The organism is Bradyrhizobium diazoefficiens (assembly GCF_016616235.1).
Lineage (GTDB): Bacteria > Pseudomonadota > Alphaproteobacteria > Rhizobiales > Xanthobacteraceae > Bradyrhizobium > Bradyrhizobium diazoefficiens_H.
Genome location: NZ_CP067100.1, coordinates 1,642,618 through 1,666,482 on the forward strand (window position 1 = coordinate 1,642,618; position 23,865 = coordinate 1,666,482).

The window sequence follows — 23,865 nt, forward strand, 5'->3', positions numbered from 1 at the left end:
ATGTCTGAGTCGGTCGACGCGCTGGGGCGACGTCACCTGTTGCGCGCCGACCGGCAGGAAGATCTCTGCTTTGCGCTCTGGCACCCGAGCACCGGGCAGACGAGGACGACTGCTCTCGTTGAACGGCTCATCTTGCCGACGGAGGGCGAGCGAAACGTCCACGGCAACGCCAGCTTCGAATCCCACTACTTCACACGGGCCCTTTCAGAAGCTGCGCAGGCGGGCGCCGGCTTAGCCCTGATGCACAGTCATCCAGGCGGGTTATCCTGGCAGGGCATGAGCACGGATGACGTCAATACGGAGCAAGGTCATGCTGCAGCCGTCTATGGCGCAACGGGGCTTCCGTTTGTCGGCTTGACGATCGCAGGCGATGGAGCCTGGAGCGCCCGATTCTGGGAGCGCACGGCACCGCGGCAGTACGCGAGACGGGACTGCGCCACCGTTCGCGTGGTTGGAGAAAGGCTTCGATCGACGTTCATGGAGGCTCTCGCACCCGTCCCGCGCGGAACAGAGGCACAGATTCGAACGATTTCCGCCTGGGGAAAGAAGAAACAAGCCGATCTCGCGCGGCTCCGGGTGGGCATCGTCGGAGCAGGCAGTGTGGGCGCCTTCATCGCCGAGGGCATGGCCCGTTCCGGGATTGAAGATGTTACGGTGATCGATTTCGACAGGATCGAGACTAAGAATCTGGACCGCCTCCTGTACGCGCGGAGGGGTAACGTCGGCGCGCTAAAAGCGAACGGACTTGCTGACCACTTGGGCGAATGCGCAACGGGAGCGCGATTCGACGCCATTCCGGTGGTCGCCGCCGTGTACGAGGATGCCGGCTTTCGCGCTGCGCTGGATTGCGACATTCTGTTTTCCTGCGTTGACCGCCCCTGGGGGAGGCATGTCCTCAATTTGATTGCCTATGCTCACCTAATCCCTGTCATTGATGGTGGAATTTCCGTTCGCACAAACCGGCATGAGGAATTGGCCGCAGCTGACTGGCGCGCTCATACAGTCACCGTGGGGCATCAATGTATGCAATGCATCGGCCAGTACGATGCCGGGCTGGTTCAACTGGAACGAGAGGGCTACCTGGATGACCCGACCTACATCCAGGGATTGGACAAGGGCCATCCGCTGAAAGCTCGGGAGAACGTATTCGCGTTTTCGATGGCTTGCGCGAGTCTTCAGACGCTCCAGATGCTTGCAATGGTCCTCGATCCCCTCGGCCGGTCGAACCCGGGTCAGCAGCTCTATCATTTCGTCGGCAGCTTCATGGAGCCAAGTCAACACGGGAAATGCAGCCCCGAATGTCTGTTTGCCGACATCATCGCACTCGGGGATCACTGCGGGTTTGAGGTGACTGGCGCTCCTCCAGCGAACAGAGACCCTGTCGTAGAGAAGTTGCCTGAGCCGGTGCCGAGCCTGTTCCAACGAATCTCGCGCGCGGTCAAACGCCTTTTCATCGGCTGATGGGTGAGCCAGGGACCGACTCATGCGCTTCGACCTTCCAGTCGATGTAGGCACGTTCGAGATCCCGGACGATTGGTGGCACTTCGCCGAAATGGAGCACTTCCGTCCCAGTCCTGGCGGCTATTACCCATACAAGATCCGGCCGGAGAATGACATTGACGTAGTGCCGATCACCGACATCGAGCCGCCTCGACGCGATCCCGGCGTACCGATGCTGAAGAAGTTCAAGATGATGCCGGTCCTCTTCGCATTCCAGTCTCCCGAATGCGCGCTCCCGGCCGTAGAGGTCTATCTCGCGACCTCTGGTCCGTACCGATTCACGGTGCACAACGGCTTTCACCGATTCTACGCTTCGGTAGCCGCAGGATATAAGCACCTGCCAGTCCTTATTTGCGAACCTCTCGACCTCTGATGCGCGTCAAATCTCCGCCCACTCGACCACAAACTCAATCTGGCGCGGTTCTATTGCGTCTCAGGCCTACTTCCGTGTGGGGACTGCATCCATTGCGCGACCAGTGGGACGGGGGATTTTGACCCGACGCGGGTCGGCCAAGTATGTCGGACGGGCGGAGCCTCCTCCGCCGCTCATCCTTTGCGTCTCCTGAACCCTCTCTGGCAGTGAATGGCGCCATCCGAGGATGTCGCTTTGCACGGAGCGCCGCTGAAAAATACGTTGCCTTCTGTTCACAACCGAAAATAGTATCCCTCCAGCGGCTTGCGGTATACATTGCCTCCGGAGGAATTTTTGGAAGATGACTCGCCATACGATCGAAGCTAACGAGAAGCCGATACTTGATATCTTTTGCGACAAGTACCTTTTCAGTATCCCGTCCTACCAGCGGCCGTATGCCTGGACGACCGAACAGGCGAGCGAACTGCTTGATGACATAACGACTGCCTGCGGCGACACGGCAGACGTCGCCAATGCGAGTCCGTACTTTCTTGGCAGTATTGTCCTGATCAAGAACCCACAGGCGCCGGAAGCCGATGTTGTGGACGGCCAGCAGCGCCTAACGACGATAACCATTCTCCTTTGCGTCCTCCGGGACCTGGCGGATGCGAAAATCGGTCAGGCGATCCATAAGTACATCTGCCAAACGGGCGACCCGATTAAGGAAACGGATGATGTTTTCCGGTTAGCACCCAGGGAGCGCGATGCCGAGTTCTTCCGATCGATGATCCAGACGATTTCGCAGACGGGAAGTCTGCCTGACGCCCGGCAGTTTTCCGATTCACGCGCACGCATGATCGAAAATGCGGCGTTCTTCCGCGAGAAACTGAAGGACGTACCTGACCAGCAGCGACGGCGGCTCACCATGTACATCGCTCAGCGGTGTTATCTGGTCATAGTGGCGGCTTCCGATCAGGAATCAGCCTTCCGGATATTCTCGGTCCTGAATTCCCGCGGCCTGGACTTGTCTCCAGCAGACATTCTTAAGGCCGAAATCATCGGCGCTCTCCCAGGCGACAAGCAAGATGACTACAACAGCATCTGGGAAGACATTGAGGACGAGCTGGGGAGGTCGCGATTCGCCGAACTTTTCGGCCACATCCGGATGATCCATCGAAAGCAGAAAATGCAGGGCACACTGATCGCGGAGTTCCGCGAGTTCGTACCGACCCGAAAGAACCCTGCAGACTTCATCAAGAAGGAATTGTCGCCCTACGCCGATGCCTATGAGCAAATCACTGATAAGAGCTTTGTCAGCTTTAAGCACGCCGATGAAATCAACCGCGAGTTGACCCACCTCTCTCGCCTGGACAACTTCGACTGGCAGCCGCCGGCGATCGAAGTCATTGCGCGAAAGAGAGAGAGCCCCGAATTTATTCTTCGCTTCTTGTCGGACCTGGAGCGGCTCGCCTACGGCCTTTTCCTCATGAGGAGCGATCCGTCCGAGCGTATCCGGCGTTACGGTAAGCTTCTCGGTTCAATTCAGGCCAGTGACGACCTATTCGCGGCCGAGTCGCCTCTACAGTTGAGCGTTGACGAGAAGAGATTCGTGCGGGAAGCCTTGCAGGGCGACATCTACAGAGTCACGCGCATTCGCTTGCCGCTCCTCCTCCGTCTCGACGAGCTGCTGTCCGGTGGCAGCGCCGTCTACAATCAGCCGATCGTCACCGTCGAACACGTACTTCCCCAAAACCCCTCCGAGGGAAGTCAATGGCTGACTGACTTCCCGGATGCGCCGGAGCGAGACCGATGGGTACATAAGCTCGCCAACCTGGTCCTTCTCACCCGCCGCAAGAACTCCCAGGCGAGCAACTTTGATTTCGTCGATAAGAAGGAGAAGTACTTCGCGATGAAAGCTGGCGTCGCCAATTTCGCGATCACGAGCAACGTCCTGAAGGAAAAGGAGTGGACGGTCGCAACGCTGGAGCGGCGCCAAGCGGAGATCCTTGGTGCTATTGCCCAGCTCTGGAGGCTTGATTGACGGCTCCGGTGGGCGCGCTTCACACAGTGCCGCTGAACTCATTTTGGCGCTATTCTATTGCTTCTCTCGCATCCTCTCGGCGCATCCGCCGCTGAAAGCCAGGGCAGAAGGCCCACTATTGCCGATCGCCAGGTGGTCCGGTTGTATTCCCACTCTCGGGCCTTTATAGTTTGATCAATTAAGACGTCGGTCGGGGGGCTGATGCTGTCCTTTGAAGAAATTTTAAAGCGTCTCATTGCGCACCTGCGCCGACGCGGCCGCTTTGAGAACATCGATCCTAATCTTCCGCTGAGCCGCTATCTATCCAAAGAGCAGACCCGCCTCTTGATTGAGGAAGTGAGGCACTTGCCTTGGATCCAGAGTGGTAAGATGCAATTGCATCAGCGGGCGCCTACCACCCTGGCCGCGATGGCTCTGGATCTGTATCAGAGCCAGCCGCAACGTACTCGTATCGGAAGCCTCCCAAAAGGGAAGGCTCGAGCATCGAAAAAAGCCAAAAAGGCGGCCAAGAAAGCCGTCAAGAAGGCGGCCCCCAAGAGCGCAACCAGAGTGCCTAGGAAGGCCACAAAACCTGCGCGCCCCCGAGTTTATGACCGAGGCGACTCCCAAGACCAGGCTTCCGTTGATCCGGGCGAACCGTATCAAATGCCGGAGTCGTCCGACTCTGGCGCCACGTCTAGCCCGGCTCCCGCGAGCCCGCCCCCGCTTCCGGAGGAAGCAACAGCTGGTGACGCTATAACTCGCAAAGATCTCACCTACAGCGTCTGGTTCGGCACGAACCGGAAGCCCAATGATGCCAGCGACTATGGAAAGGGCTTTTCCGGCAGCCGGGATTCACGGATGCATCTGGGAGTATGTAAAGTCTTCGTGCCTGAATCGCACATGATAGGCTCGACTGGCTCAAGTTGGTGGAAGCGCCTGATAAAGGGCGCTGATGACCGGCTGAAGCTCTCGGATATCAAGGCGCTGGCAGAAGCAGAATTCTGGGCGGACGTTACGTTGCAACTACAACGATTGCGGATTTCCGACCGCGAGGCGGTCATCTTCATTCATGGCTATAACGTCTCTTTTGAAGATGCCGCAATTCGGGCAGCGCAGCTTGGCACCGATCTTTCAGTGCGGGGGTGCATGGCGTTCTATAGCTGGCCATCACGCGGCAAGACCAGCCTATATTCCAACGACGAAGCGACCATCGAAGCCAGCGAACAATACATCGCGCAATTCTTAACAGATTTTGCGCAGCGATCTGGCGCCTCGAAAATCCATATCATTGCGCACAGCATGGGCAATCGCGGTGTCCTCAGAGCTGTGAATAGAATCGCTACAGCGGCAGCCCGCCGGACCGGGAAAGCATTTGACCAGATCATTCTAGCTGCTCCCGATGTTGATGCAGACACGTTCAAGCAGCTCTACGAGGCCTACGGGAAGATCTCCCGGCGGACGACTCTTTACGCCTCAGCCAAAGATCGAGCGGTTGGGCTCTCGAATTGGCTACACGGATATGACCGGGTCGGGCTTACCCCTCCGGTAACTGTTCTTCGCGGCATCGATACGGTTGTCGTGACGAATGCCGACGTGACGGTTCTTGGGCACGGATACGTCGCTGAATCCAGGGGCGTCCTTACCGACATTCACATGCTGATAAAACACGGAGCACCCCCGAGCAAACGCTTCGGTCTGCAAGCTCAGTCGCAAGGCGACCTGAAATATTGGCTTATCGGAGCTTAGCCACCTCCCCTTGACGAACGAGCGGGATCACCACCAGTCTCAAGGTATCGCATTCAGAATCATTGAGATTGTATCAGCCCATTTGGCCATTTCCACGGAGCTTAGTCAGCTAGGCCAGGGTGTGTCTCCTACCCCGACCCTCGAAAACCAATTCAGCGCGGTTCTATTGCGTCTCAGCCCTACTCCCGTGAGGAGCTGCATCCATTGCGCGGCCAGTAGGACGGGGAATTTGGGACCGAAGCGCGTCAGCGCAAGGCATCCAACCGTATCCCGGAGGGTCCCTCGGTCGGAGCCTCCTTGCCCTGCCGCTCATCCTTCGTTCCTCAAGGAATTCCCGTCCGGCCGCGATTGGCGCAGCCGGTAAAACCAAACGGGAGTACCGAAGATGAAACGCAACGAAAAGAAACCGGCGCCGCATGCGGTCTATGTGATCGAGGGAGAAGGTGACAACGCCTTCTGGACCAAGATCGGCGCAGCCTGGGAGCATCAGGACGGCAAGGGCTTCAACATCCAGCTCAGCTGCCTGCCCCTGAATGGCCGCCTGGTCATTCGCGAGCCCAAGGCCGACGCGGAGGCGGGGCGATGAGCCCCGCCGCTTCGCGGCGCTACCGCGTCGGCTTCATCGATTACGAGCTGCACGAGACCATCGTGCTTGCCGAAAGCTAGGAAGCCGCGATTGCCAAGGCAGTCGCCATGTATGAACTGAACGGTCCGGCCGAGTTCGATTCCAGTTCCGCTCACGGCATCGATTGGGAGGCCGAACTTCTCGGCCTGGAGGTGCGCTCATGAGCACCGCCATCAATCAGCCGCTCAACACGGTCGTCCATGGCGACTGTGTTGAGGTGATGCGCCAGATGAAGTCCGCCTTGGTGGAGTTCACTCTCACCGACCCGCCCTACTTGTGCAGCGGTTCTCGGCTCGCAGCCATCGCGTCCAGTGTTTGCTCTTGACATTGCGGATGTTCGTGGTCCCGCCGTCCGGCTCCATCCGGAGCAACTGCTTGAAATCGACGGGTTGCCCCTTGGCCTCGAGTTTCTTTGCCCGTTTTTTGGTCGCCTCCATCAGGGCCTGCTGGGATGACGGCATTCCCCACCGCGCGATAGCAAGCTCGCGGCCTTCGGCGCCGTTGCGCACGATTGGCGCCTTGTAATCCGGAAACACGCCGGATCGGCGCCAGGTTGCCGACATATCGGTTCACAACGCGAAATAGCGCGCTGATAGCGGCCTGATGGGTCGTGATTGAATAGAGATCGCACATCGGTCAGGATTCGGTTCGAGGTTGGCGCGGCTGCCACGTCAACTGTAGCAGAGTCGCGGATGGACGCCGGCTCGCCTTGGCGCATTTGCGACAGCGCAGCCGGCTGGCGAGATCGTGCACGAAGGTGGTCGGCGGGTGCTTCATCGCCGCGAGGTCAATGTCGCTCGGCGTCTTGCAGCGCGCGCACCTGATCTCCAGCCATGGGAAGCCTCCGTTCACGGCCTGATCGATGGTCGGCGACGGATCGATCGGTTCGCCGTCACTCCACATCCGCTCGTTCCAGCTTTCGCAAAGCAGCCTCTCGGCCTCCTGGATCATCGCCTCGCTTTTGGCCCGCATCTCCGCCGATCGGGCAGCCAGGATGTTTGCCATCGCGCGTGCCTTGCCGCGCTCTTTTGCCAGAAGCGATCAATCAGCGCGAAGGGAGTTCGAAGTCCGCTCAGTTCCACCGAGGCGGTCGGTCCGAGCAGGATTCGCGTCCCCACCGGCAGACTCTCAAGATCCAGGTCGGCGGTCGTGATGTTCTCGCCGAGTTGTCCCGGAGCGATTTCGTAGCCGCAGCTCCGGAGCGTGCCGAACAGCTCGGACGGTATCAGGTGTGCCTGGCGCAGATTGGGCAGGCGAGGCTGCCTTCGGGCGAGGTATCTGTGCCGAACGAAACGGCCAGCGTGCGCGTCTCCTTCGACGCCATGGCCTTCCACCAACAGGATGTCGCGTTGCGGCATCTTGCTGAAACGATGCCCGCGATCTGCCGACACCGCCAGAACGATGCCTTGGAGAACGAGGCCCTCATCGTCCGTCAGGCTGCACGTGCAAAGGAGCGCCGCCGCTGGCGAAGGTATCGCGCGATGTCCGCCAGCGGCATGGCATTCAGCACTCGGTCCGCTGGCACGCCGCCTTTTCGCGCCATCTCGACACCCCAATGCATGTGATCAAGCTCCGCGACCGAGTGCGCGTCCGGATTGATGCTCAACATGCAGCCGCATTCGAGCGCCCGCTGATGCCAGCGCCAGTCCAGATCGAGTCGCCACGGATGGGCGTTGATCTCGACCGCGACGTCGTGCTTGGCGCAGGAGCGAAGGACCTTTTCGACGTCAATCTCGTACCCCGGCCGGCGCTGGAGCTGGCGGCCAGTCATATGGCCAACGATGGTGGTGTAGGGGTTGGCAATCGCGCGGAGCAGCCGTTCGGTCTGGGCCTTTCTGTCCAGCTTGAAGCGTCCGTGGATACTGGCGACCACAAAGTCGAAGCTTTCCAGCACGTCGTCAGGATAGTCGAGCGCTCCGTCTGCCAGGATGTCAGATTCTACGCCTTTCAGGATGCGGAAGTCCTTGCCAGACTTCTTGTTGAGCCGGTCGGCTTCCTGGTGCTGCTCCTTGATCTGCTCAAGCGAGAGGCCTCCGGCGTAGTGCGCAGACTTGGAATGGTCGGCAACGCCGAAATATTCGAAGCCGCGCTTCAGCGTCGCATTCGCCATGGTCTCGAGGCTCTCGGTTCCGTCCGAGGCGTCTGTGTGGCAGTGCACGATCCCGCGCAGGTCCTGGTCAGTGACGAGCCTTGGCAGCTTCCCCTTCAGCGCCCGCTCGATCTCGCCGTGGCCCTCGCGCAGTTCGGGCTCGATGAATGGCAACCCGAGCGCGCGGTAGATGTCTTCTTCGGTGCGTGCGATCACGCTGCGCCCCTTCTGCAGTCCGTCTTGTTCAAGGCGCATTTACTTCTTTTCGGCGAGCGCCTGAAGCTGCTCCAGGTGGGCCGCCGATCCTGTTGCCTGCAGCAGGGCGGCGCCAAAGTGCTTGCGATCGGTGAGGTGAACCTGCAGTCCGCCGGAGTCGACCACGTTTGGCTCGCTGCCGCTCCCTGGTGCTTCGGCGACAATGGCCAGATCAGCGACGAGCTCGCAGCCCCGCCTGAAGTCGCCGGCGATGGTGAGCCGTTTGAGCTCGGGCCGGGCGTTCTGCAGCGAGTCCTTCGCGTGCTTGAGCAGGGCGGCAGCGCGATGCAGGTGCAGACGACCTTCGCCGCTTTTGGCGATCGCGAGATTTTGCAGGATCTTGGTCTGCAGCGCCGACCCGAGCCCCTTGGCCTTCTTGATCCGGTCCTCCTTCGCTGCCTGCTCCAGTTCGGCGAGGGAGGTGACGCCCAAGTCCTTGTAGAGCCGCAGCACCTTGTCGGGCCGAAGCCCGGGCACGCTCAGGAGCTCCAGCACACCGGCGGGGATCTCCTGCCGGAGCTTCTCCAGGCTGGGGTGAGTGCCTGTGCGGTGAAGCTTGATGATGATGTCGGCGATGGCATCACCCACGCCAGGTATCTCCGTCAACCGGTCCTCTTCAATCAGACGTTCGATCGGGACGGCCAGTGCCGTCAGGCTGTCGGCGGCGCGGGAAGCGGCGCGGGAATAGGCTTTCGCGCGGTAGGGATTGCCGCCGCGCAGCGCGCTCCGCTGCGCGTACTCCCGCAGCAGCTTTGCGATATCTTGCTTACCGATCTTGGTCACCATGTCTTCCGCACGCCTTTTCGAAATCCCAACGGGCCGCAGCGGCAAGCAGTTCCGGAAGGGCTATTGCCGAGCTTGGAACAGCCGGGAATTGAGCTGGTTGGCGAGCGGGACCGTGGAGACGCTTGCATGATCGAGACCGAGACTCGCTGGGAGAAATGCCCACGCGGCGGCGCTTGGCCGATTGCTGCGAGACTGCAGCGGGGTCGTCTCCGCAGCCGCAAGTCCGGTTCAGGTGCGCGAGGTGTCACGCCAACGAAGCCGGTCGGCTACGCCGCAGGCCGGTGCGTCACTCCATGGTCCGGGATCTGGACGCAGCCTAACCCGGTGCTCCCAACGGAAACCGAGCTGGCACTCTTTGCCGGCTACGAGAGGACCTCGCATCCCTCGGCGCCATGGCTGATCGTCGTGCGAGTGCTGCGGCGCGGCAAATTCCAAGTCTTGCGAAGAGCCAGTCCGAATGTAGACTAGTTTAGCCTGGATTTTACGCCGCTTTAACAATGTTGAATTCGGCGCCTTTACCATTGCAAAACGGCTGCTTTTCCTTTTGGGGGGTCTGCCATGTTCGATCGGGCAACGACCGCGCTGTTGCGCGCTGTCCTCGACGAGGTCTGCGAAGACGTTTCGCGCTCCGAATCTGGCACACGCGCCCACGTGGCGTCCAGGATACTGGAAGCCGCCGCGGAAAGGTGACACTTCGCCGGACCGGCTCAAGCAGATCGGCCGCGAGGCTCTCCACGACGCGCCGACCATGTGGCGATAGCGGGGAGGGAAGGGGGCGTGAACTTCCAGGTCACGGTGCTCAAGATCCTGGTGAGTTATCCGGACGGTTTCGCCGTTATGGCGGACCTCAAGCGCGACATGGCCATTCTTGCGACGAGCGGACGGGATTGGGCTGAGCGCACCAAGCGGCTCGCCGCGCGCGTACCGGACCTCGACATCTTCTCGCAAGGGCTGGACGCGTTTGACCTCGGCGTTTGGATCGCAAGTCAGAAAACCGAAGAGGTCGGCCGTGATCTCGCCTTCCATGGCCTTCCGGACAGACGTCCAGTTGGTCCAGAGGCCGGCAAACGCTAGGAGTGGGCGGCTCGCGTCGCGTCGACGTTTTTCGTCATCGAATAGAGATCGCACAAGGTCACGTCTCCGGAGCGGAGTGGGGCCGCTGTGTTAATTGGAGAAGGGTCGCCGCAGGACGCCGACCAGCCTTAGCACATTTGCTGCACCGGAGACGGCTGGCCAGGTCGTGCACGAAGGTGGTCGGCGGGTGAGGAAGGGCGGCCAGATCGACATCCCGGCGTGTCTTGCAGCGGGAGCATTCGATCTCAAGCCAAGTGTAGCCGCCGTTGACCGCTTGATCGACGCTCGGCGATGGGTCGATGGGCTCACCGTCCGCCCACATCCGTTCGTTCCAGCTCTCGCAAAGCAATCGGTCCGCTTGGCGGATAAGTGCGTTGCCTTTGCTGCGGGCTATCAAAGCGCCGCTAGGCCAGATACGCTGTGCGCCGATAAGAAAACAGGGCCTCCGAAATAGTGGGTTTAGCGATGTATCGGTCTATTGACTCGAACCCCCGACAGATCACCGCATAGCCACAGCGATCCTTCGCCGGCTCTTGTGCCTGCGCGATCCGAAGCCACGGTCACCCCCGCTGTTGGGGGATTGTGTTGAAAAAGCCCCGTCCGGCGTTGGGGCCAATTTTTTAAGAGCCGTGGGTGCGATCGTCGTTTTGGCACGTGGGGACCGCTTTGACTTGTGCGGATTCATTCGTAAGCGCTGTTCAGCGGCCACCTACCGGACTGTGGGTCTACGGTCTGGTTTCGACCGTTGGGCTTAGAATGAACACAGTGCGTACTGCTATCATGGGGCCGGTGCGTCGGCTTGAGGTCTTCACCAGAGCTGGTCGTCGGCGAACAATGGCTGTGTCTTCACAACCTGAGATAGTGACCTCATGGTAAGTGCCAGCCGAAATCCGCGAACCGGGAGATACGGCGTGACAGGTCGATCACGATGATCGTCCGTAGCGACACCGCGCGGGCACAACGGTTTTCACCCGAGCTGCTCCGGCACTTGCTCGATTTCTTGCCGCTTCTCGATCTTCCCGCGATACCATCCACCGACTTCGACAGTCACCTTAGTTATTCGCAGGGCGATCGCGGTCGACAAAAGCATGAAGCCAATGTACCGCATCGCATCCATTATTGCAGGTGACAGCCAGACGAAATCGACGCCGGTCTTGACGGTGGCAGGCATGTATTTCTGAAATTGTTCTTCAAAGTGATCGTAACCGGCTCCCGGCACCAGGTGATCTAGCTGCCTCACCGTGACGATTCTTTGGGCCAGAAGCCCGTACGAAGCATCGCTATCGAGCGGTCCGTCGATGTCGTAAGTGTCCAACCACTCCTTCAAATACCGACATTTGTCCTTGTCGAACGGTATCAGGAGCGCCCGGATGGAGACGTTCTTGTCATCGGTGCAATTGTGCGAATATGTCGCACCGTAGATTTCTCGTGCGGCCGTGAGCGCTGACACGACGTGGGAAACTGCATCTCTTTGGGTCTTGTCCAGGCGACTGTTGGTGTATTCGATCGAACTGGCGAAGAGACCTACCGCGCCGACGAAAAGATAGACGTAGTCGATATACCTCGGCACGTCGGGGCCGTGCTGCTTGCGAAAGAAAAAGAACCAGCAATGGCACGCGACGAGACTGACGCCGAAAGCTACGAGTATGCTGGCGGGAACGGAAAGTCCCAGTAAACGACCTAGCCAACCGAGACCGGCAGCCAAGATCATCAGCAATACGACGATCAACGGCATTTCTTCGTAAGGGGAAAATGCCCGCATTCGGCTACGCTCCGGCTTCGCTATCACTTACATATACTAATCAGAGCGCAAAGGCAGTTGGGAGATCGACCGATTGGCGGATGTCGCAGACTGTCCTCCGAGTGAGCACGGGCGAGTGAACGTCTGCAGTTGCCGGTCGGATTGTCGCGGGAGCCTACGGTCGCGGCCGATCTCCGGTTCGGGGGCGAGCCCCGTGGGGGAATGTTCCTGAGCGGCCTCGGATGTGGTCCCATCGAGCGCGACGAGCGGACCTTTCAATTCGCCTCCCATGAATGAGGCTCGCCGGCGGTATTACCGTTGAAAGAGCGAGCTGCATCGGATGCAGCCGGACCCGGGCAGAAAATCATGATCAAGAGATCTCTCGTCACCTACGTCCTGATCTCCGCGTTCTTCCTTTACGGCAATGGGGTGCGTTCAGCTTCCGTGGCTCCTCCCGCGGGAGAGCATGGCATGGTCGTAACGGCGCAGCATTTGGCTTCGGCGGTGGGAGCCGATGTTTTGAAGAACGGCGGTCATGCGATCGATGCGGCGGTCGCGATCGGCTACGCACTGGCCGTTGTGTATCCCGCAGCCGGCAACTTCGAAATCGCGGTGACGCGAACCTGCCGGGACTGAATTAGTGTCAGGGATCTGATGCGAATAGCTACGTCGGGGCGCTGAGGCGAACGGGTTGATCCACAAGGTCGGGACGCTTTCGCCGGGTAAGCAAGCTGACATCGTATTGCTCCGAGCCGACGCTGTGAACGTGCCACCGGTCAACGATTTGACGGGGGCCGTAGTGTCCGGCACGGACGTAAGCAACGTGGACACCGTCTTGGTTGCCGGGCGGGTCGTCAAGCGTTCAGGTCGTCTCTACGCCATGGTCTACGCTGCTCGAGATCGCGTGTTCGCCAAAGCCGAGGTTCCGTGTGGTGTTGCCGACACTTTGCTGGTCGGCATCTTTTTGCCCGCCATCCCGCGGCTCACTAGACTAGCTGGCCTCGCAGCTCCGACCCAGATTTCAGGAATGATTTTCCCTTAAAGTTGCAGGCCGGGATTGTGTGCGATGCATTGTTGTGATCAACTAGTGATTGCATGTGCCATGCAATCACCCCAAGGAGGATGTCTTGAATATCAAGATCTGCGTTGGGTTACAGAAGAGCGCACGTTGCTTCCTTACGGTGCTGGCGCTGACATCCGTGGGTCAAGGCGCGAACGCTGGCACTACCCTGCCCACGAACGTCATGTCGACCTGCTCCTTCACGTCGCAGGAATTCAGCGCGATATTCGAAGCCGGCAGCGTCTCGAATAACGGCGGCGTTCGGCCGGCGAACAGTTTCTCGTTCGCACCGAATTCGCTGTGTTCGTTCTATAAGTGGGCCGAACAGATGTTTCTCTGGGTGGGTTCGCCGGTGCCATCGCGACTGGGCAGCGGCTCCCACGTATTCGAATCCTCCATCTTCTTTGCCGTCTCGCCGCTCGATTCGAACGGTCAGCGCAATCTTATTCCCGCCGCGCCAGGGCGCTCCTTGCCGTTCCTGTCCTCCATCTCGCAGCGCGGAAGCAGAGGACAGGAAGTCGTGTTCGATAGCAAAGGAAAAGTGCACGACGTCATTCATCTGGCTGTCGGCGCGAACGGCAAGCTGCTGGCGCGCGACAAGGCGGGCCAGTCGGTCGAGATAGAGCGGATTCAGGCGTCTCCAGACGGCAAGCCGGTCTTGTTCGACCGGTCGAACAAACAGATCGAATTCCAGGGGACGCCGGGAGGCGCGCCCATCTTGTTCAGCGACCGGGGCACACCTCTGGGCTTGCGGCCGGATACCGTGCTGGTGAACGGGCGTCCTCGTCTGGTGACGTCGTCGGGCGCGGTGATCGAGACCGAAGAGAGCCAAGCGGGCGGTGGCGCGTTGATGGCGCAGAACGGATCGCTGGTCTTCTATCTGCTCCAGGTGAACGATGTATGGGCTTACTTCAACACGGGAATGAACGACAATAAGATCACCAATCCCATTCCGTCGACATTCCCGACCACGGGCGCCACTCTCGGCCAGATCAACACCGTCGCGCAACAGGCGCCGGCGCCGTTCAAGCAGTCCGCCTTCCCAGATAGCGTCGCGATGGCCGTGGAGATCAAGTCGTCATGGATCGACGCGACCGGCCTTGCAAACCCGGGCGACTACATCACCATTGACGCGACGATTCCGACCTACGATCCACCATTGACGCAGCCCAACAACACCAAATCGATGCAGTCAGGAACAAAACCGACCAAACTGGCGCTGCTCGGCATCCACATCGTGGGCAGCACGCTCGGCCATCCGGAAATGCTGTGGGCCACGTTCGAGCACATCAACAACGCTCCCAATCCGCAATATACGTTCACCACGACGTCGGGCACAGTAGGCACACAGCCGGCAGATGGACCTAGCGGCTGGGTGTTGTCGTCGACCGGCGCAGCGGCTGCCAATCCGAACAACCAGCGAATAATTCCGAACGGCACCACCCTCGGTGTGGTCCCCGGCCAAACGATCGGTCCAAGCGACATTGTTCGGATCGCGCCCTGGGGCACTGCCGCGAACGATCCCAATTTTACCGCCAACAACACCGACATCGTTTCGCTCAACCACAACGTCATGGGGCTGCTGGCCGCGGGCGACGTGCGCCGGAACTACCTCCAGGTCGGCACGACTTGGGTTGCGAACGGCGGCCTGCCAAGCAAAGGTTCGGTGGTCGGCACGCCGCAACTGGCTAACTCGACGATGGAAACCTTCCTCCAATTCGGCAGCTGCTTCGGATGTCATACCGATACCGACGGCAGCGGCATGCTCGGTACGCAGGCTAATCCAGATGGCTTTCGCGGCGGCCTCAGCCACATCTGGGCTGCGATGCAGCCGCTGTTTCGCTGAGTAACTAAAACGACCGGACGAGCTGTGAAAGGGAACAGCCCATGAGTACGGCAAAGGATTGGAAGTGGGTGGCGACGAACTCGCCGGTGGCCAATTCCCGGACCGACGACATTTGGTTCTTCAACGAGAAGAAAGGCTGGCTCGTGAATAGCAACGGGCAAGTCAGCCAAACCTTGGACGGCGGCCATACCTGGACCCCTCGGAAATTCATCGATCCGAATACCAACGGCTTTCCGTATCTGCGTTGTACGGGTTGGGCAAACGAGCAAGTCGGCTGGGTCGGCGCAGTTACGACGTTCGACGCCGGTAACAAAGACTTCTTGAAAATTCTGCTGCATAGAACCGTCGATGGCGGAGCAACCTGGGACAATATTTCGAACATGCCCGACAGCTCACCTGCTGGCATTTGCGGCATGTCAGTCGTCAACGAGAAGGTCGTCTACGGAGCCGGAACTAACGATCCGAACCTGCCGGGCCCGGGGCTTGTCAAGACCACGGATGGCGGCGGGACCTGGACGCACACGGATCTCAGCCAGCATGCCGACAACTTGATCGACGTGTATTTTTCCGATGAGAACACCGGATGGATCGTCGGCGGGAAAAAGGAATCTTCGTGCCCCGCTGTCAAGCCTGGCTACGAAACGCATCCGCAATATTCGCAGCTAAAGCCGGTGGTTCTAATGACGGCCGACGGAGGCGCCACATGGGTCAACAAGGCCGCAGGCGTTGCCGGTTTTGATTGTGGCGAGTGGGGCTGGAAGATTCAATTTGTGGACGCCATGACGGGGTTTGTATCACTCGAGAACTTCTCTACGGCAGCAATTCTCAAGACGACGGATGGAGGAGAGACCTGGGTGCGGTTGCCGGTCGTCGACAGCGCCGGTCAGTCCATCAACATGGACCTCGAGGGCGTCGGTTTCATTGATGCGCAATCCGGCTGGGTCGGCGGATGGGCCGACAATTTCGAGGGCCTCTTCAACAGCCTGTCCGTAGACGGCGGCAAGTCCTGGACCGCACAAAACAACGTGCCGGGCAATTCGAATAGCGATCCGAGAATTAAGATCAACCGGTACCGGCTGCTAGGCAGCCCCGCTTCGACGGGGTATTGCAGCGGAGCAAAGGTTTACAAGCGCGCGGACCTCGCCGCACTCGACGCCGTGGTGGCCGCCGCGGGGATCTCCACCCCGCAATCACCGGGTCTGGCGCTGTCCCACACCTCCAATTTCAGCAGCCGTTCCGTCGAAATCACCTATGTGCTCCCGCAAGACACCAAAAGCGTGTTCGTGGGGATTTGGAATCACTTCGCCTTTCACGTGCGCACACTTGTCGACGGTGAAAGCCAGCGCGCTGGAAGGCACACCGTCACATGGGACGGCTCTGACGATAAGGGAAGGCCTCTGGGCGGCGATCTCTACATCTGCCGAATGTCCGTCGACGGCAAAACAGGAGAAAGCCAGTCGGTTCGGTTGCCCAAATAGGCCATGCCCCTGGTCGGTTGCCGTGGGGACGATCACATGCGGTTTGAGTCAATGAGCGAAGACAGGAGTATCCGATGGCGGTGACTTGGGAGACGATCAAGGCTTACTTCACCGATATGGACGTCGATCACATGAAGCGCGTATCGGTTAATTGGCCGAAGGTCCTCGATTTGCACGACGAGACAAGTGTTCTCTATTACGCCACGCAGGTTCATGCCTCCGTCGACAGCGGACGCATGCCAATCGGCGAGCCACGCTGGACTCCGCAAATGGTGGCGGACTTCCTAGATTGGTGGCAAAGTCAGGCTCCGGGTGCCAAGCCGATTGTGTAACGGCACGGCCCTTCGCGCGCGCCGACACTGCCGGGAAACGGTTGTTGAGACACTTTGAGCGCTGGTGTCCGGATGAGCGCGCTCTGCGGAGCTTGTAGGAACAAGGAGATGTCGTCCGGACCGGATCAAAGCAATTGGTACATGCAGGGCATTCAACAAGCCGAGCAGAATGGGCTCATCCATTATGCGTACAAAAAGGCCGCCAGTTGGTTCGTCGATTCAGATGACTACGGTCACATTTGTCGTGACGATGGGACGCCACTTCTACTGAAGTATACAAACACACGGCCACTTTCATTCATCGCTAGACAAATCCTTACTCTGTACAGGAACAACGCAGATGTCCGATTTCTGGAGTTGGGACCAGGGGCCGGCGTCGCGTGTGCAACCGTTGATCGCCTTCTACATCGTGCAAGAATCGATACCATCTCCCTGACGCCTCTCAACCCCTATTTGAGATTCCGTTGGGATGATGTGTACGATCACTTGGCGGAACCAAATTCGCGCGAGAAGTGCTTTCTACGTTTTTATAGTTCTTGTCGCACCCCATTCGTGCAGAAACAATACATAGGACAGTTTCCGCGAGAGGTCAGCCTTCCAAAAGAGAGCTATCATTTCATCTACGAAAACCATGGCGCGATCTTTTATAACTTTCATCCACATCGAAATAGCGACATGATGGAGCTTTCTGCAGTGTCGATCTTCGCGGCTCTGTCGCTTTTGCGACGCGATGGAACGATGTTGATCATGGCCTCTGACGGCCGGCACAGATTGGAGGACGTCCTCGAATCAATTACGGCCGACACGGATGTAATTGTGACCTGCGAGCGAACATCCGCCTACCATAGCTTTCCCTGCATTGTAGCGAGAAACGAGAGTCCGCTGTCGATGCGTCTTCGCGGGGGCGATACAGCCTTATTGTCAAGATCGGAAGGAGTATTGCGACTAGATGCGCAAACGTTCCAAGAATCCATTTCGCGAATTTGTCGACTGCGATATTAAGCCTGGCATAGATCAAACCCGCTGGTCCATGGATCTGAAGCGACATCCGCGGCGCCAAAATGCCTGGTTGCTCCTATCGTCTGCATCGGTCGAAGGGGCTCCGCGTCGCTGCGGATGCCCGCGCGAAGGCCACCGTGCATCGATCTCGATACCGCCGATTTGGTACGCATACGACGAAGGCCGCCTGATTGACGCGTGCGCGCGAGCACGGCGAGTTCTACGATGGCGTTGCGTGAAGGTCAGGCGGCTTGCTGATCGGCGGACTTGCCGGCTTGGTGCAGGAGGTTCCGTTCCCAGGGCAGCAGTTCGCGCAGACGCGAGGTGGGAAGATCAGCGATCCGGGCGAGGACGTCGGCGAGCCAAGCCTTGGGATCGACGTCGTTGAGGCGACAGGTCGTGATCATCGTCAGCATGATAGCTGCACGATCGGCGCCACGCTGGCTGCCAGCGAAGGTCCAGTTGCGCCTTCCCAATGCAATGCCTCTCAATGGACGCTCAGCGCAATTGTTGGTCAAGCAAATCCTGCCATCGTCGAGGAAGCGGACGAAGTCGTCCCAGCGCTTAAGCATGTAGTTCATGGGCTTCAGGACCTCGGCGGAGCGCGAGAGGCTTTCTCGCTCGCGGAGCAGCCAGTCGTGCATGTCGTCGAGCAGCGGCTTGCTCCGCTCCTGGCGCACGGCACGCCGCTCGTCGGCACTGCGGCCGTTGATGGCGCGCTCGATCTCGAACAACGCATCCAGACGTCTTACCGCCTCCAGCGCGATCGGGGAGACCGGTTTGCCCTTGCCTTCCCGGGCGGCTTTCTCGATGTCAGCCAGCTCGAAGAATCCCCGCCGCGCATGGGCCAGGCAAAATGCCGGCGTGATCGGCATTGCTTTCCTTTTTGGGTCGAACAACGGCTCGAAGCCGCCATAGCAATCCGCCTGCAGAATGCCGGCGAAGGCGGCCAGATGCCTCTGAGGATTTTCGCCCCGTCGGTTGCCCGAGGCATAATAGACCGCCGCCGGCGGCGCAGGCCCGGCGAACGGCCGGTCATCCCGCACATACGTCCAGATCCGGCCGGTCGTGCATTTGCCCTTCGCCAGGATGCGGATGGTGGTGTCGTCGCCATGAAGGCGCTCGGCTGCGAGCACATGACGCTCGATCAGCTGGAACAGCGGCATGACGGCGAAGGTTCCGTGGCCGACCTGGTCGGCCAGCGTCGACAGCGGCAGATCGATCCTCTCGGCCTTGAAGCGCACGCTCTGGCGGTTGAGCGGGATATGCATGCCGAACTTGTCGAACAGAATCGTCGCCAGCAATTGTGGGCCGATGAAGCCGCGCGGCGTCGCATGGAACGGTGCCGGCGGCTGGCTGATCTTCTCGCAATCGCGGCAGGTGAACTTCTCGCGTACCGTCTCGATGACCTTAAAGCGACGCGGAATCTCCTCCAGCGTCTTGGTCACATCCTCGCCGACCTTCGCCAGCCGCGATCCACCGCAGCAGGCGCAGGTCGTTGGAGCCTCGATGACGACGCGCTCACGTTCGATGTCGTCCGGCCACGGCTTGCGCACCGGCCGCTTGCGCGTGAAGGCGCTCACGCTCTGGGTTTTTGCCGCGGCAGCCTGCGCAGCCAGCTCATTCTCGGTCGCCGTGGTGGCGAGTTCTTCGAGCTCCAATTCCAACTGCTCGAGTAGCCGCGCCGTGCGCTCGGAGCGCTGCCCGTGCAGTTCGCGTTTGAGCTTCTCGATCCGTAGCTCAAGATGAGCGATCAGCACCTCGCTGTCCGACAGCTCCGCCCGCGCGTTGGCGGCATCCGCGACTGCTACATCGCGTTCAGCCTGCAACGCCTCGCGCTCGGCCAGCAGCGCAAGGTAGGCGCTTGCGAGATCCGACGGAAGATCGTCCGGCTTCGATGTCATGAAGCCATTGAATCAGATCGAGCATCAGATTCAAACCCAAAACGATTATCCGACCCGCGTCGGACGCTGGGTTTCTTGCGGATTGCGCCAATCGATCCCGGACAGCAGGTAGCTCAACTGCGCCAGCGAGATCGTTACCGCTTCACCGGCAACCGATGGCCAGATAAACTTTCCTCTCTCGAGTTTTTTTGTGAACAAGCAGGCTCCCTGACCATCGTGCCAGATCACCTTCACAAGATCGCTGCGGCGACCGCGGAAGACAAACAAATGACCGCTAAGCGGTTCTTTGTGCAGCACCTCCTGCACTTGGAGGGCCAGCGATGGAAAGCCTCTGCGCATATCCGTGTAGCCTGTAGCCAGCCACACTCGCACATTCCCTGGTACAGAAATCATCGGCGTCCAAGCACATCGAGGACCCGCGCCAACGCCTCCGGATCGACGTGCGCATCCACCCGGATGCACCGTCGGTTGCCGAGATCGATCTCTATCAATCCAGTACGCGCGGCTGCCGCCGAACGAACTCGGCCATCAACCGTAGGCAAAAGCTTCGGAGTTTCTTCAGCCGAGGCCGCTACGGCGGCGATCTGCACCGGCGTAAAAGATGGCGCAACTTGTTCCGATGTCCGTGCTTGTCGACGCCAGGTAAACACCAGGCTGGCCGCTACTCCGTTGCGCCGCGCAACCTCAGTTACCTTCGCGCCCGGTGCCAGCGTCTCCTCGACAATCCGTGCCTTGTCGTCCTGCGACCAACGCCGCCGCCGCTCGAGCCCGCCCAAAACCTCGACCCGCATCGCCTGATGACCTTAAAGCTAGACTTAAGGTCACACGCTTCGCGAATTACCACCCGTCACGCAAGACGGTTCTTGTCGGAGGCGTACCCGATTTGCGCGCAAGACCGATGTGATACCTGACAGGGGCGATCGAGTTGGATCGGTTGCTCGCATGCGGCTTGTTCAGGCGTGTTGGCGCAGTGATCTACGACTGATGAGGGATGCCGACATGAATGAAGACGTTCGCTATACGCTGTGGCTCGAGGAACCTGAACTCGATCAGGACGATCGCGTTGCCGCGGAAGGGCTGACGTTCGAAAACGAGATCAGGAAGTCACGTCGCCGGGCAATGGGATCCGCGAGCAGCATGATCGGCCCGTCGGGCGACGTGGTTTCCAATTGAACCGATATTTCCTGATCCGGATTGTTCACTGTCGAATCCCATTCGAACTCGGTCTCGAAGCTCGTTCCGTTTTGGCGTAGCCGGAAATCCGCTTGTTTGGCGATCGCTCCCGAATATCGATATCGTTCTACGATGCGCAGAGTTGCGCCGGTTACCGCCGAGGGATCGGACGGACGAACCACGATCTTCACGGGAGCGGCGTTGTAGTGGCCTGCTCGCGAGCCCAGAAAGTGAAAGGTCCAGTTCATCTGGATGGTGGTGCCGTCCGTCCAAGCGCCGGTGCCGCCCGAGATCAGTGTCGCCACTCGTTCCTCGGTCATCAAATCGCCTGAACTCATATCGTTTCCCGTTGCTGACACGTAACCGATGCGTTCGACCGACAGGCTTGCCATGCATGCTGCCGGTCCGGGGGGCTTGCCGCTTCTCAGTCGTAACCACCAAACATAAATAGCAGCAGGTTTTCGTCGAGAAGATTGACGAGAGCATGGAATTGGCCCGGCTTCACCAGAGATAAATCGCCCGGCTTCATGATCCGCAGCTCGACCGCGCGGTCGCGCGAAGGAAATTTCTCCCAGTCGCCCATCACCATCAGACCCCGGCCTTCCATGAGCAAGAAGACCTCCTGGTTGTCGCGATGCCGATGCATTCCGATGATCGCGGCGCGCTTGAGGATGTGGAGATCCATATAGTCAACGGCGAAGAAATCCTCTCGGCTCTTTTCGGAAGGCTTGTTGTGGTCGGCATCGAACTGCCAGTTCCTCAAGACACGGCCTAGCTCCGGCGTCCACTGCGCCCCTAATTCTCGGCGCCGTTGGCCCTCGTGGCCGAAATAGTTCGAATAGAGATTGCGGTATTCCAGGCCGCCGACGCCGCCGTGGGGATTCTGGCTGTCGCCGATGGCGAAATAGCTGCCCCACCCGCGCATCGCCATCGAGAATTCGTAGACGTAGTTGCTGCCGTTCGCGTTGTCCCATTTCGTCGCGCCGGCGTCGGTCCAAGCGAGTTCGAGCCGCAGCGTGCGAACCGGATGCATGGTGTGGTTGGGCGCACGAGCCATCATATCCACGCCTTGTCCTGCGGACCGGGCTGCTGCCGCGCGGGCATCGTCGAACGGGACCCCGACGAAATCGCTGAATTCGCCGTGCACCAGATCCGGCCTTGAAACGAGAGCGCCACGCGCTACGGCGTCCTTGCCGCGCGGGCCGAGTTGCGCCGCCAGATCTCGACCGGGATACGCCCAAAGCTCGATCTCGTACCGGGCGGAGTCCATACTATATGGGACGATCAGATAATTGGAGCCGGTCTCGTCTTGTCCCACTTTCAGGTACAGCCGGACGGAATCTCCCGGAAATACGCCGTCGGCTCCGACCAGCGGGGAGCGGGGCACGTACGCGATGCGCAGGAAGCTTCCTACCCAATCGCCGGCTCGCGCAAAGCCGCGTGTGACTTCGGTGCCCGTCAATATGAAGTCGTAGAGGTTCTGCTTCTGGAAGTCCTCCTTGACGTCCTGCTGGCGGGGATTCTTCTTGTCACGGTCGTCGCCGGATGGACCGAGGAGAGCCAGGCTTTCGAGGCCGAACAGATGTTGGAGCGTCTCCGGAAGATAGTGCTCGCGATCGGCCTGTAGGACTGCGGCCTCCAGCACCTTGACGAGCTTCCAAATGGGATTGTTCTGATCGTAGTTGGGCCGAGCGTTCGGCGGAAACGTCCTGACGTTGGCGATTTCCGCATCGACGATGGACATGATCCGACAAGCTCCGGATTGCACTAGGTGCTGTGGTAAAGAAAGGCGACGAAGCGCAGCGGCTCGTCGTATGGATTTTCGATGCCGTGGATGCCTCCGCTCTTCGTGTAGATCACGCTTCCCGGAGCGACATCGAGCTTCTTGCATGGCTTCGGGTCGAGGCCGAAGATCTTGCGTTCCACGACGGGAATGGAGGCGTCCTGGGCGAGAGCCGGGTCGTCGTCGGCGCCCATGTAGGCGATGCCGCGCCCTTCGAAGACGTAGTAGAGCTCCTCGCTTCCGATGTGCTGGTGGGTTCCTTCGATCGTATGCGGCGGGATAGTCACCTCGTGGAAGAAGACGACGGTGCCTCCGAACTCCTGCTGCAGCACCCATCGCATCTCGATGATATTGGCGTCACTCGCTTGCGGATTGTCCCCTTCCATCATGCCGTTGCGATAACGGACCGGCGCGATGTCGCGAACCTTTTTGATGAACCAGCCGCGCTGGAAATCCACGCCGTAGCCGTCTTGGCGCACGGTGTTCTGCCCGCTGCTCGGTTCCTGGGTGTTCGGGACCTGGACGTTCCGTTGGTAATAGTTGTCCCAGGCCGCGTCTGAATCCGGAATGGCGGTCCGGGAGGGATAGGACACGTCGTTCTCGCGGAAGGCCAGGTCTATCCGCTTCAGGGCATCGAGATTGGCGAGAGCGTCCGCGAATGCCGGTACTTTGGTGATGGGACCGCGATAGCCCATCATGTCAACGACCTGGTAGTCGTGATGCTTGCCGGCCGGCGCATCGAGCGTTTGCCACAGCTCGATCTGAAAGGCATGGATCCATGGGCAGAAGTGCAACCGCACCTGCGCGTCCACCCTTTTTCCGTCGGTTGTCGTCAGGCCGACATTGGCCATGATGTCGGGGCCCATGAACCGCCCTTTCTCGCGGACCACTTCCGCAAGACGGCCGCCTCGTGTCTCGATCCGCAGAAAGTTGCAGATCTGCAGCCCATCGATGAAGACGAACCCCTTCAGCAGGTTGCTGTCGGACTTTCCGCGGACCTCCTGCACGACATAACGGTAGCGACTGCTGCGCGTCGCGTTGAGATATTGCGCGTGGTAGACCCGGTCGGGAAAGAACACGACCTCGAAGATCGAGTTGC

18 protein-coding genes and 6 pseudogenes are annotated in these 23,865 nt (G+C 59.7%); 11 read left to right on the top strand and 13 right to left on the bottom strand.

Features of this window, described 5'->3' with window-relative positions:
- From JJB99_RS07800 to JJB99_RS07820, 5 genes are all read left to right on the top strand, one after another.
- Entirely contained in the window at positions 1-1,461 is a 1,461-nt protein-coding gene (locus JJB99_RS07800; RefSeq protein WP_200498224.1) for a HesA/MoeB/ThiF family protein, read from the top strand.
- A 22-nt stretch (positions 1,462-1,483) separates the two neighbouring features.
- Entirely contained in the window at positions 1,484-1,873 is a 390-nt protein-coding gene (locus JJB99_RS07805; RefSeq protein ID WP_200498225.1) for a hypothetical protein, read from the top strand.
- A 340-nt stretch (positions 1,874-2,213) separates the two neighbouring features.
- On the top strand, positions 2,214-3,893 hold the full coding sequence (locus JJB99_RS07810; RefSeq protein ID WP_200498226.1) for a DUF262 domain-containing protein: 1,680 nt from the start codon (positions 2,214-2,216) through the stop codon (positions 3,891-3,893).
- A 201-nt stretch (positions 3,894-4,094) separates the two neighbouring features.
- A complete protein-coding gene (locus tag JJB99_RS07815) occupies positions 4,095-5,621 on the top strand; it encodes an alpha/beta hydrolase (protein WP_200498227.1) in 1,527 nt (508 codons plus the stop codon).
- 385 nt (positions 5,622-6,006) lie between these two features.
- Positions 6,007-6,207 carry a hypothetical protein gene (locus JJB99_RS07820; protein ID WP_200498228.1) on the top strand — a complete coding sequence of 67 codons (201 nt, stop codon included), beginning with the start codon at positions 6,007-6,009 and terminating at the stop codon, positions 6,205-6,207.
- Between the two features lie 317 nt (positions 6,208-6,524).
- Here the strand turns inward: JJB99_RS07820 and JJB99_RS07825 are convergent.
- The 4 genes and pseudogenes from JJB99_RS07825 to JJB99_RS07835 form a co-directional block, all read right to left on the bottom strand.
- A pseudogene (locus JJB99_RS07825) lies at positions 6,525-6,879 on the bottom strand (SOS response-associated peptidase); the annotation flags it as partial.
- A gap of 3 nt (positions 6,880-6,882) precedes the next feature.
- Positions 6,883-7,251, bottom strand: a complete 369-nt coding sequence (locus tag JJB99_RS07830) for a hypothetical protein (RefSeq protein WP_246775162.1) — start codon at positions 7,249-7,251, stop codon at positions 6,883-6,885.
- Complete coding sequence (locus JJB99_RS36745; RefSeq protein ID WP_349629022.1) at positions 7,194-7,604, bottom strand: MOSC domain-containing protein; 411 nt, start codon at positions 7,602-7,604, stop codon at positions 7,194-7,196. The genes JJB99_RS07830 and JJB99_RS36745 overlap by 58 nt, the downstream gene beginning before the upstream one ends.
- Before the next feature lie 74 nt (positions 7,605-7,678).
- Positions 7,679-9,376: pseudogene (locus JJB99_RS07835) on the bottom strand (helix-hairpin-helix domain-containing protein).
- A gap of 558 nt (positions 9,377-9,934) precedes the next feature.
- Between JJB99_RS07835 and JJB99_RS36090 the strand changes: the two are divergent.
- Positions 9,935-10,136: pseudogene (locus JJB99_RS36090) on the top strand (hypothetical protein).
- A gap of 188 nt (positions 10,137-10,324) precedes the next feature.
- On the opposite strand, the pseudogene JJB99_RS36095 reads toward JJB99_RS36090, so the two are convergent.
- From JJB99_RS36095 to JJB99_RS07845, 3 genes and pseudogenes are all read right to left on the bottom strand, one after another.
- Positions 10,325-10,468: pseudogene (locus JJB99_RS36095) on the bottom strand (SOS response-associated peptidase); the annotation flags it as partial.
- A 40-nt stretch (positions 10,469-10,508) separates the two neighbouring features.
- A pseudogene (locus JJB99_RS36100) lies at positions 10,509-10,838 on the bottom strand (hypothetical protein); the annotation flags it as partial.
- A gap of 579 nt (positions 10,839-11,417) precedes the next feature.
- Complete coding sequence (locus tag JJB99_RS07845; RefSeq protein WP_200498229.1) at positions 11,418-12,212, bottom strand: hypothetical protein; 795 nt, start codon at positions 12,210-12,212, stop codon at positions 11,418-11,420.
- Between the two features lie 345 nt (positions 12,213-12,557).
- On the opposite strand from JJB99_RS07845, the pseudogene ggt reads away from it, so the two are divergent.
- The 5 genes and pseudogenes from ggt to JJB99_RS07870 all read left to right on the top strand — a co-directional run.
- Positions 12,558-12,791, top strand: a pseudogene (gene ggt, locus JJB99_RS07850) (gamma-glutamyltransferase); the annotation flags it as partial.
- A gap of 91 nt (positions 12,792-12,882) precedes the next feature.
- On the top strand, positions 12,883-13,233 hold the full coding sequence (locus tag JJB99_RS07855) for a hypothetical protein (RefSeq protein ID WP_200498230.1): 351 nt from the start codon (positions 12,883-12,885) through the stop codon (positions 13,231-13,233).
- A gap of 85 nt (positions 13,234-13,318) precedes the next feature.
- Positions 13,319-15,097: a hypothetical protein gene (locus tag JJB99_RS07860; protein WP_200498231.1), complete on the top strand. Its 1,779-nt coding sequence runs from the start codon at positions 13,319-13,321 to the stop codon at positions 15,095-15,097.
- A 41-nt stretch (positions 15,098-15,138) separates the two neighbouring features.
- On the top strand, positions 15,139-16,575 hold the full coding sequence (locus JJB99_RS07865) for a YCF48-related protein (RefSeq protein WP_200498232.1): 1,437 nt from the start codon (positions 15,139-15,141) through the stop codon (positions 16,573-16,575).
- A gap of 74 nt (positions 16,576-16,649) precedes the next feature.
- On the top strand, positions 16,650-16,907 hold the full coding sequence (locus tag JJB99_RS07870; RefSeq protein WP_200498233.1) for a hypothetical protein: 258 nt from the start codon (positions 16,650-16,652) through the stop codon (positions 16,905-16,907).
- 1,241 nt (positions 16,908-18,148) lie between these two features.
- On the opposite strand, the gene tnpC is transcribed toward JJB99_RS07870, so the two are convergent.
- The 6 genes from tnpC to JJB99_RS07900 form a co-directional block, all read right to left on the bottom strand.
- Complete coding sequence (tnpC, locus tag JJB99_RS07875; protein WP_200498234.1) at positions 18,149-19,810, bottom strand: IS66 family transposase; 1,662 nt, start codon at positions 19,808-19,810, stop codon at positions 18,149-18,151.
- Positions 19,811-19,855: 45 nt separating this feature from the next.
- Entirely contained in the window at positions 19,856-20,176 is a 321-nt protein-coding gene (gene tnpB, locus JJB99_RS07880; protein ID WP_425304745.1) for an IS66 family insertion sequence element accessory protein TnpB, read from the bottom strand.
- A gap of 23 nt (positions 20,177-20,199) precedes the next feature.
- Entirely contained in the window at positions 20,200-20,601 is a 402-nt protein-coding gene (tnpA, locus tag JJB99_RS07885; RefSeq protein ID WP_074448291.1) for an IS66-like element accessory protein TnpA, read from the bottom strand.
- Positions 20,602-20,859: 258 nt separating this feature from the next.
- Positions 20,860-21,375: a hypothetical protein gene (locus JJB99_RS07890; RefSeq protein WP_200498235.1), complete on the bottom strand. Its 516-nt coding sequence runs from the start codon at positions 21,373-21,375 to the stop codon at positions 20,860-20,862.
- Between the two features lie 32 nt (positions 21,376-21,407).
- Positions 21,408-22,727: a cupin domain-containing protein gene (locus JJB99_RS07895; RefSeq protein ID WP_200498236.1), complete on the bottom strand. Its 1,320-nt coding sequence runs from the start codon at positions 22,725-22,727 to the stop codon at positions 21,408-21,410.
- A 23-nt stretch (positions 22,728-22,750) separates the two neighbouring features.
- Complete coding sequence (locus tag JJB99_RS07900; RefSeq protein ID WP_246775163.1) at positions 22,751-23,845, bottom strand: cupin domain-containing protein; 1,095 nt, start codon at positions 23,843-23,845, stop codon at positions 22,751-22,753.
- Between the last annotated feature and the right edge of the window lie 20 nt (positions 23,846-23,865).

What these genes read in the sequence shown, in the direction of transcription:
- JJB99_RS07800 (WP_200498224.1), top strand. Translation starts at nt 1, where the DNA reads ATGTCTGAGTCGGTCGACGCGCTGGGGCGACGTCACCTGTTGCGCGCC.
- JJB99_RS07805 (WP_200498225.1), top strand. Translation starts at nt 1,484, where the DNA reads ATGCGCTTCGACCTTCCAGTCGATGTAGGCACGTTCGAGATCCCGGAC.
- JJB99_RS07810 (WP_200498226.1), top strand. Translation starts at nt 2,214, where the DNA reads ATGACTCGCCATACGATCGAAGCTAACGAGAAGCCGATACTTGATATC.
- JJB99_RS07815 (WP_200498227.1), top strand. Translation starts at nt 4,095, where the DNA reads ATGCTGTCCTTTGAAGAAATTTTAAAGCGTCTCATTGCGCACCTGCGC.
- JJB99_RS07820 (WP_200498228.1), top strand. Translation starts at nt 6,007, where the DNA reads ATGAAACGCAACGAAAAGAAACCGGCGCCGCATGCGGTCTATGTGATC.
- JJB99_RS07830 (WP_246775162.1), bottom strand. Translation starts at nt 7,251, where the DNA reads ATGGCAAACATCCTGGCTGCCCGATCGGCGGAGATGCGGGCCAAAAGC.
- JJB99_RS36745 (WP_349629022.1), bottom strand. Translation starts at nt 7,604, where the DNA reads ATGCCGCAACGCGACATCCTGTTGGTGGAAGGCCATGGCGTCGAAGGA.
- JJB99_RS07845 (WP_200498229.1), bottom strand. Translation starts at nt 12,212, where the DNA reads ATGCGGGCATTTTCCCCTTACGAAGAAATGCCGTTGATCGTCGTATTG.
- JJB99_RS07865 (WP_200498232.1), top strand. Translation starts at nt 15,139, where the DNA reads ATGAGTACGGCAAAGGATTGGAAGTGGGTGGCGACGAACTCGCCGGTG.
- JJB99_RS07870 (WP_200498233.1), top strand. Translation starts at nt 16,650, where the DNA reads ATGGCGGTGACTTGGGAGACGATCAAGGCTTACTTCACCGATATGGAC.
- tnpC (WP_200498234.1), bottom strand. Translation starts at nt 19,810, where the DNA reads ATGACATCGAAGCCGGACGATCTTCCGTCGGATCTCGCAAGCGCCTAC.
- tnpA (WP_074448291.1), bottom strand. Translation starts at nt 20,601, where the DNA reads ATGCGGGTCGAGGTTTTGGGCGGGCTCGAGCGGCGGCGGCGTTGGTCG.
- JJB99_RS07890 (WP_200498235.1), bottom strand. Translation starts at nt 21,375, where the DNA reads ATGGCAAGCCTGTCGGTCGAACGCATCGGTTACGTGTCAGCAACGGGA.
- JJB99_RS07895 (WP_200498236.1), bottom strand. Translation starts at nt 22,727, where the DNA reads ATGTCCATCGTCGATGCGGAAATCGCCAACGTCAGGACGTTTCCGCCG.